Raw genomic sequence first — 8,422 nt, forward strand, 5'->3', positions numbered from 1 at the left:
AGCTTGGCGACAAGATTTTAATCCAGCTTTGGGTAATCGTAACACATCAACCAGCAGACACCCAAATTCGTAACGTGATATTCGCTCTTTCCCCCCCAGATGCAGGTAGCCTTGAACGTTATCGAGGGCTAACAATAACCCTTTAGCTGCGGTGGTTCCACTCACAGGTGTGCGAAATTCATCAATAAATAGCTTTAACTCGTTTCCTGCTTGTAACGTTTCAATAAATGGCTGAATAAAGCTAGTCGCCGTTGGTGTCGCCTGACCAAACATTAACGGCATTCGGCAAATTGCTGTCTGAGGATAGCGAGTTAACATCAGAGTCTCAGCCCTAACTTTTTGCTCTCCATAATAACTAATTGGCGAAACCGGATCAGTTTCCCGACAGGGTGGGTTTAAACCATTGAATACCAGATCAGTGGATGTAAATACACAAGGAATATTATGATCTGCACACAGTCCCGCGATATTTCCAGATGCTGTAACATTTATTGCTTCCGTTTCCTGGGGGTGCATTTGGCAAAAATTGGGGCTAGATTGAGCAGCTGTATGAATAACCGCGTCGGGTTTAATAGTTTGGAAAATCTGCTTAACTTCCTGAAAATGGGTTAAATCAACTTTTAGTATGTTTATGTCTGGACTATTGGCAGATTTAGAAAGGCAAGTTCCATAGACATTCCATTCTCGTTTTGACAACTGGCAAATATGCCAACCCAAAAATCCACTAACACCTGTAATCAATAACCTTTTCATGTGATTAGATTGACTTATTTATACATCTTAGTCTTGTCAATAAGAGCAGATTTTGTTGTTCAGCTATTGGTATACAAGCAAGGGCGGGTTTTGTTGTTCAGCTATTGGTAACAAGCAAGGGCGGGTTTTGTTGTTCAGCTATTGGTAACAAGCTAGCTTTAGTGGCTAAACCCGCCCCTACAGTGGCTAAACCCGCCCCTACAGTGGCTAAACCCGCCCCTACAGTGGTTAAACCCGCCCCTACAATTGACCCTTCGACTACGCTCATTTTTCCTTTAGATATTCAAATATAACCTCCCATCACTTTGACTCACAGGTTAGTACTTCATTAACAGGGGCAAATCCTTCGGGGTCATCATACCCAACTAACTCAGAATAGTAATTTTTGTTTTGCAGGAGAATAACCCGCGCTGTGTCCAAGGGAGTATCATGAAACGTGAGTTCCCGTTTCGTTGTCAGCGTAACATTTTCATCAACATTTGAGGGAAACTGTTCATAAGTAACAATCGTACTCCCCTCATCTTCTGTAATGGTAATATATGATCTCATTCCCAAAGGATTAGGTTTTCCAGAGTCAGGATTATACTGGCAAATTCTACCACTACTAGAAGCAGCACAACTTAGCGGGAAAATGATGAAAGCTAAAGCAACAATCAACTTTGACGAATGATTTTTCATAAGACCTTACCTGAGCAACAATATTTTCATAGGATCGGTATATTTCTATCCTATTGAGTATTCATTGAACTGTTTTTTCCCTCCAGCCAACCTCTCACTTTATAATTCATCCTCTTCTATTTCCTTCATTTCTTGTAAAGATTGCCAACCTGGTTTCCACAAAGAACGGTCTTTAAGCTGTTTAGCATTCAACCAAAAGCGAACAGTCGAGTCACAGGATGCCACCATTTCGGCAAAAACCCATTGACCCTGATTTTTGCGGTTAACTACTTGAAAATGTCGCCAACCCCAGGTTTGTTGTGTCGCTGTCCATTTGGAACCAACCAGATAAGGGAATTTTTGTTTTGCCATTAAAATTGGGAAAATATTGACCCTTCACGACTTTCGGCGGCGGTGTGTAGGGGCGGGTTTCACTATTATCGTTTCTTACTTAACCCAAAGGTAACTAAACCCGCCCCGATCAAGTGTTGAATTAATTCCCCCATCTCCCTCATCTCCCTCATCTCCCCCATCTTCCCCATCTTCCCTATTCCTCATCCCTTAGGCTGAGATAACAAGCGTGCAGCCACAATTCCACCAATAAAGCCAAATAAATGCCCTTCCCAGGATACACCAGGAACCGTTGGTAAAACACCCCAAATTGCGCCTCCATAGAGAAATCCCACGATAAGGGAAAGCAAAATAGAGGGAATATTGCGTTGAAAATAACCACGCAATAGTAGAAAACCCAGATAGCCAAAAACTAGACCGCTAGCGCCAATGTGAACACCGGGAGAACCAATCAGCCATACCCCTAAACCACTGACAACCATGGTGATGGCAGTGACAATAAAAAAGTCGCTGGTTTTTTGTAACATGACGAACCAGCCGAGGGTGAGAAAGGGAACCGTATTAGCAATTAGGTGAGGTAAACCACCATGGAGAAATGGGGCAAATAGGATACCCCTTAACCCAATAATTGTCCGGGGTAAAATACCATAGCTGTCGAGTACACCTTGGAAGATAATTAAATCAATGAGTTCTAAACCCCACATCACCGCGACGAGTCCGCCTAAAATGGTAGCCTGGGTTTTGACTTCACGGGCAAGGGCTTGGGTTTCCTGACGGACAAGTTTTCGGGTTTCCCGGTTATTCATGGCTTGACCTTCTGGGATAGATTGTTGAGTATTAATGGTTCTAGGTTAGCAATTTTCTGTGACATCCTCTGATAGCCATCCTAGGGAAGGGCGAGTGAGAAGGGCGGGTTTTGTTGTTCCGTTATTGGTGGATATCTGAATTTAGTCCCTAAACCCGCCCCTACAATTGTCCCTAAACCCGCCCCTACAATTGTCCCTAAACCCGCCCCTACAATTGTCCCTAAACCCGCCCCTACAGTTTAATTTCCTGATAAATTATGGGTTAAAAATTGTCGATCGCGACGGGTTCAATGGGTTCGGCTAACTCAAACCCGAATATCCGTGAATAAAAGTATAACTCGGCTTCCAAGGTGCGCTTGATGTTTTCCGCCCGTCGGAATCCATGCTGTTCTTCGGGGTAGGTGATGTATGCTACGGGTAATCCCTTTGCTTTTAACGCCTCCACCATCGTCTCGGCTTGATTGGGGGGAACCACTTTATCCTCTAACCCTTGGAAGAAAATCACCGGACAGGACAATTTGTCAGTAAAATGAATGGGCGATCGCGCTTTGTACAAGTCTTGGCGTTCTGGATAAGCACCAATTAATCCATCCAGGTAACGGGATTCAAATTTATGGGTATCGGTGGCTAAGGTTTCCAAGTCACTGACGCCGTAATAACTCGCCCCAGCTTTAAATACATCTCGGAAGGTAAGGGCGGCTAATGTAGTATACCCCCCAGCGCTACCGCCTGCGATCGCTAACCGTTCTCCATCAACGAATCCTTGTTCAGCCAGGTACTTTGCACCATTGGCGCAGTCATCGACATCGACAATTCCCCATTGATTCTGGAGGCGTTGGCGATACTCGCGTCCATATCCTGTACTTCCGCCATAGTTAACATCTAAGAAGGCAAAGCCGCGACTTGTCCAATATTGAATCTTTAGATTAAAGGTACTGGATGTGGATGCAGTTGGTCCACCGTGACTTTTGACAATCAGAGGGGGTTTCTCGGTTTCGGGCGCTTGATAGTCTTTATTTTGCGGGGGATAGAAGAAGCCGTAAGCCGTTTGACCGTTTTCGGTGGGAAATGCGATCGCCTCGGGTATGGAGAGATATCCTTTATCTATCTCTAATGTTGTCGATTGACGCAAAACCTCTATCTGTTGGCTGGCTACATCCATCTGTACCACAGCGGTGGGTTCGGTGGCGGAACCACCAATAAAGACGACGCGATCCTCTGTCACTTGCACCGATGAAATACTGGTATAAGGGGTTTCAATCGGGTTGAATTGTTTCGTCTGGAGATCGATACTCCCTAAGCGCCATCGACCTTGGACAGTATAAGCACAGATTAGGCGATCGCGCGATGAGATGCCATAAGTAGACATACCAAACACCCATTGAGGAAGACCAAACTCCGCCTCCATTTCACACAGAGGTTCTATCCCTTGCTGATTCCAGCGATAAAGATTCCACCACCCTGTCCGATCCCAAACAAAGTATAATGTGCCATCGGGTGACCATTCAGGTTTAAAGATTGACTCGTCAACCCCACCGGCAATACATTTCGCTTCACCTAATAATCCATTCCCTTGAATCGACGCCACCCACAGTTGTGTCCCATCCCATGGCATATTAGGATGATTCCACGTCAACCAGGTTAACTGAGAACCATCCGGACTTAATCGGGGTGAGGCGTAGAAGTCATTTCCTGTAGCGATAATTTGGATATCGTTACGATTATTTAACGGAATACTGACTAAGGTGTTAATTGGTTCCTTTCCCTCATCACTGTGATCTTCGCGCACACAAATCAGCCGTTGTCGCTGGGAATCAATCACTACATCAGCATAGCGGAGAGTTCCCCCTGACTCTGGGGTGATGGGTTGAGGTTCTGCATCACCCGTCTGCTGGTAAAGGCGCTGATCCTGATAATTGGCAAAATAAATAATCCCATCTTTGACCGTGTAAGCACCACCACCATATTCATGAACGCGAGTACGCACATTAAAAGAAGAGGGGGTAATATCTGCGATCGCGCCATTCTCCTGACGTCGTACAATTACATTACGTCCCGCTTCCATCGGTCGCGCTTCGATCCAGTAAGTATCGGTATCATCCAGGGTAATACTCCCCAAGCCAATCGTACCAGCCACGATGAGTTCGGCTGCGATCGGAGAGTTCCAGGAACCGTAGGGAGAGAGTTGCGGTTGAGTCATCGTTAATTAGATTATGCTGTCGTTCGTTAATTTTACCGACTTCACTTGGAATGTATGAAGATTGGGTAAAATCTCAACTCTTACGCAGATTGATGTAAGGCGGGTTTTTGGGGAATTAGCGACGTTTCCGTTAACTCTCCTCAATTCAAGGATTTTAAGTACCATCCCTAAATTAGGTAAATATACCTAGCATAACACTCGATTTATGAAGCTTTGATGAAGCCAAGGGCTTTTTATATAAAGATTCAGTAAAGATACACAAAATCTCTTTTCAGAAAAATAAATTAGCGATAAAGTTACAGACAAGAAAGGAGTTAGTAGCTATCTCAAGAGAAAGAAGGCGAGCGTTGATCCGATATTTCTCTCAGATCATATAGAAGCCACTGATACCAAGATACAAGAGCATCAAGGTATTCAGAACTACCTCTTTAGCCGCCTGCTTTGTTAATATCCTGTAACTTTATTTAGGCTCATACTAACTCACTTTGTTAACTTGTGTCAACTTTAGCCGAATTTGGAGATATATAGTATGAACCGTCAAAGTGCATTCGCCGTCGCCTGTGCCGTCAGCGCTACCGCCGCTTTGGGAGTTGTGGCGAGTCCAGTTGGAGCGTTTACGCTGGCTCCTGGAGCAACAATATTCACCGCACCAGTTAGTTTAGATAATTTCTTGGATCAGGTGGTTAATCCAGATGGTTCAATAGGTTGGGTGGCGAATGACAATGCTTTCCAGGTTGACGATAAAATCTTTCATGAATTCGTCTTTCAGACGGCTTGTCAGGCTCCTGGTACGCCTGGTTCCCTAACCTGTGATGATATTAAAGATTTACCTGCGGTTGCTCGCCCAATTGGTCCAACCAATCCTGCTGATATTACGGTAGGAGGAAGCTCCAATCAACTTTCTTTAGATAGTGGACATGGACTGTTATTTAATGACTTTTGGAAAGCTGATGCGGGTTGGGGGTATGATCTCGCATTGGGATTCGACGTACATATTGTAGAGGGTTCAAACAAATACATTAAAGATGCCCACTTAGGGTTTGTGCCTGAGCCAGTACTGGATCAAGGAGTCATAACGATTTCGGAAAAGATCACCGATCCTGTTACTGGTGTATCCCTACTTGACGATAATTTATTCGTTGATAACCTCACATCAACTGTTGATGGAACAGAAGACTGGGTAGATTTGATATATCCAGTTAAGAAGCTGCGAGTATTAAAAAATATTCGGCTTAGCGGCGTAGACGATTTGAATCCCCTACTCTTGGAAGATGCAGAAGCTTCCGTAATTATTCAAGAGTTCTCTCAAACTGTACCTGAACCCGGCGCAGTAACTGGTTTACTGGCAATTGGCTCCTTAAGCGTCGGTGCAATGCTGAAGCGGCACTTTGGCAAGAAAGCCTAAACTGAATATCTAGGCTACACACATCGAATTGAACAATTCAGTAGCTGAAATTTGACCGCCGTTAACCACCCAGTTGGTAGGGCGGATTTTTCTTGGTTATTAATGTTTTGCCAGCATCTGTAGGGGCGACCTGCTGTATTAAAATAGGAAAACTAACCTATCAATTTGATCGGGTCGCTCTCCGCATGATATCGTCAATTCAAGATTAATAATATTGGGGTTGCCTGGGAAAAAATAGCTGTTCGGCATTTAAACCTTAATATCAATAATGGCGCAATCCTTGCCGTAGTGCGAGCATCTTGCTCGCTACATCAAGCATCTTGTTCGCTACGAATACCCAATTTAAATGCATGACAGCTTACCCTCTACAGTTAGACTGGGGCGAGTCGAGATAGGTTAATTGTCACATTTCAATATTTGTGCAGCGACTCGCCCCTACAACCCCTACAACCCCTACAACCGCGAACCTGATAATTCCCACAACCGCGATCGCATCTTGGATCGGGTTATGGTTGAAAAGGTGAACTTCGCCGACTCTTCCCAACCCGATCGCCAATCACTCTTGATGGATATTAATCAGTTACTCCTCTGGATTGTCTGCACCTCTTGCGTTCTGAACATTATCGTCGGCATTCGCCGTGCCAGTATTTCGGATTCAGCCGTGTACATCCGTAGCTGGATGCTTGTTTCTGGTTTAGTATTAGCCACAACAGGTGTCTTATATGTCCTCACTCCAGAGAATGCAGGCTGGATTGGCGGGGGGTTATGGGGATTGTTGATCTTAATGCCGATTCTGGGGTTTAGACTCATGAATCAACTGGCATATCAGGAACGCTTTGGTGCAGCTAGCCGACTGGGTAAACTCCTGTGTTGGCTACACCCCGCCCAAAATTGGCGTCAATTTGCTGAATTGTTGGACACCCTGGAACAATTGAAGCAAGGTTCAACCACTGAAGCCACGGCAATTATTAACCGCGACAAAACCACCAATCGTCCTCTGGTGCGACATACCATCGCCACTCTCTATAAAATGGAGGCGCGTTGGCAAGAGTTGCGGGAGTGGATTGAGACCAATTTATCACAAACCGCCCTAGAACATGATCCCCGTCTAATCCTGTACTACCTGCGAGCATTAGGAGAGATGGGGGACTTAAATCGTGTGCTTGCTCAACTTGATCAATTTGAACGTATCTTAGAACATAGCGATCGCGGCATCAATCAGAGTCAAGCCTATTTATTTGCCTTTGCTTTTTGCGGTCAAAAAGCCCAGGTTGTCCAATTACTCACTGGACCTTTAGCATTTTATCCAAAGTACATTCGCCAATTTTGGCTGGCTACAGCAGATTGGGCGGCGGGAGACGTAGAGGAAGCACGTCAGCAACTGTTGGCTATTTCTAACCGCCATACTGGACTCTACCGCCATGCGATCGAAGCTCGTTTATCTCAGTCACCTGTCAACCCTGATGCTGTTTTGACTCAATATTCTCAGCAGATTTTAGCACGGCTTACACTCAATCTCCAACATCAGGTGCGATACGGTTCCAGAGAACGGTTTCTCGGTTCTAGAGCCTATACAACTTGGGGAATTATTGGATTAAACCTGATTGTATTTGGATTAGAAATTCACTTTGGTGGAAGTGAAAATCCGCAAGTTTTATACAAACTCGGCGCATTAGTACCAGAGGAAGTTCTCGACGGTGCTTGGTGGCGGTTATTGACCTCAACATTTTTGCACTTTGGATTTCTGCATCTATTAATGAATATGCTGGGTCTGTATATCCTTGGACCCTTTGTCGAATATGCCCTTTCTGGGTGGCGATATTTACTACTTTACCTCAGTTGTGGTGTTGGTTCGATGTTGGTGGTATCTCTAGCCACTCATTTCGGATACTCTGAGGCGCAATTTGTAGTTGGGGCATCCGGTTCCGTGATGGGGATTGTGGGCGCAACGGCAGCTATTTTACTTCAAGGATGGCGGCGTGAAAAATCGCGTTTAGCGTCTCGTCGTTTGCGGTTTATTTTATTTATTATTGCCTTTCAAGTTATCTTTGACCTGTCAATTCCTCAAGTAAGTTTCACGGGTCACACGTCAGGCTTAATCATCGGTTTTTTTGTGGGGCTTCTGCTGTACCATAAGTAATATCATGTCCGGGTTAACTACCCCCATTTGAGTAGGGACAAGGCAGAGAGTAGATGGTAGAAGGGATAGAAGGAAAAAGTACCCAAGCACAAACGCCACGTATAGTAGGG

The 8,422-nt window shown here is 44.9% G+C and carries 8 protein-coding genes; 2 read left to right on the top strand and 6 right to left on the bottom strand.

Annotated features, from left to right (window positions below):
* The 6 genes from MC7420_RS13770 to MC7420_RS13790 form a co-directional block, all read right to left on the bottom strand.
* Positions 1–753 (bottom strand): SDR family oxidoreductase (locus MC7420_RS13770; protein ID WP_044207277.1); only part of this gene is annotated, 753 nt, incomplete at its 3' end.
* Positions 754–850: 97 nt separating this feature from the next.
* On the bottom strand, positions 851–1,021 hold the full coding sequence (locus MC7420_RS38120; protein ID WP_006101155.1) for a hypothetical protein: 171 nt from the start codon (positions 1,019–1,021) through the stop codon (positions 851–853).
* A gap of 32 nt (positions 1,022–1,053) precedes the next feature.
* Positions 1,054–1,431, bottom strand: a complete 378-nt coding sequence (locus MC7420_RS13775) for a hypothetical protein (RefSeq protein WP_044207175.1) — start codon at positions 1,429–1,431, stop codon at positions 1,054–1,056.
* Positions 1,432–1,530: 99 nt separating this feature from the next.
* On the bottom strand, positions 1,531–1,782 hold the full coding sequence (locus MC7420_RS13780; protein ID WP_006101082.1) for a TIGR02450 family Trp-rich protein: 252 nt from the start codon (positions 1,780–1,782) through the stop codon (positions 1,531–1,533).
* A gap of 182 nt (positions 1,783–1,964) precedes the next feature.
* Positions 1,965–2,567, bottom strand: a complete 603-nt coding sequence (locus tag MC7420_RS13785; RefSeq protein ID WP_006101136.1) for a rhomboid family intramembrane serine protease — start codon at positions 2,565–2,567, stop codon at positions 1,965–1,967.
* A gap of 262 nt (positions 2,568–2,829) precedes the next feature.
* Entirely contained in the window at positions 2,830–4,767 is a 1,938-nt protein-coding gene (locus MC7420_RS13790; RefSeq protein WP_006101118.1) for a S9 family peptidase, read from the bottom strand.
* 529 nt (positions 4,768–5,296) lie between these two features.
* Here MC7420_RS13790 and MC7420_RS13795 point away from each other — a divergent pair.
* Positions 5,297–6,172, top strand: a complete 876-nt coding sequence (locus MC7420_RS13795; RefSeq protein WP_006101287.1) for a hypothetical protein — start codon at positions 5,297–5,299, stop codon at positions 6,170–6,172.
* A gap of 400 nt (positions 6,173–6,572) precedes the next feature.
* Positions 6,573–8,312, top strand: coding sequence for a rhomboid family protein (locus MC7420_RS13800; protein ID WP_006101182.1), 1,740 nt, complete (start codon positions 6,573–6,575; stop codon positions 8,310–8,312).
* Positions 8,313–8,422: the final 110 nt, after the last annotated feature.

It is taken from the genome of Coleofasciculus chthonoplastes PCC 7420, assembly GCF_000155555.1.
Lineage (GTDB): Bacteria > Cyanobacteriota > Cyanobacteriia > Cyanobacteriales > Coleofasciculaceae > Coleofasciculus > Coleofasciculus chthonoplastes_A.

Excerpts from the sequence above, each read along its gene's own strand:
- MC7420_RS13780 (WP_006101082.1), bottom strand. The coding sequence starts at position 1,782 with ATGGCAAAACAAAAATTCCCTTATCTGGTTGGTTCCAAATGGACAGCG.
- MC7420_RS13785 (WP_006101136.1), bottom strand. The coding sequence starts at position 2,567 with ATGAATAACCGGGAAACCCGAAAACTTGTCCGTCAGGAAACCCAAGCC.
- MC7420_RS13790 (WP_006101118.1), bottom strand. The coding sequence starts at position 4,767 with ATGACTCAACCGCAACTCTCTCCCTACGGTTCCTGGAACTCTCCGATC.
- MC7420_RS13775 (WP_044207175.1), bottom strand. The coding sequence starts at position 1,431 with ATGAAAAATCATTCGTCAAAGTTGATTGTTGCTTTAGCTTTCATCATT.
- MC7420_RS13795 (WP_006101287.1), top strand. The coding sequence starts at position 5,297 with ATGAACCGTCAAAGTGCATTCGCCGTCGCCTGTGCCGTCAGCGCTACC.
- MC7420_RS38120 (WP_006101155.1), bottom strand. The coding sequence starts at position 1,021 with ATGAGCGTAGTCGAAGGGTCAATTGTAGGGGCGGGTTTAACCACTGTA.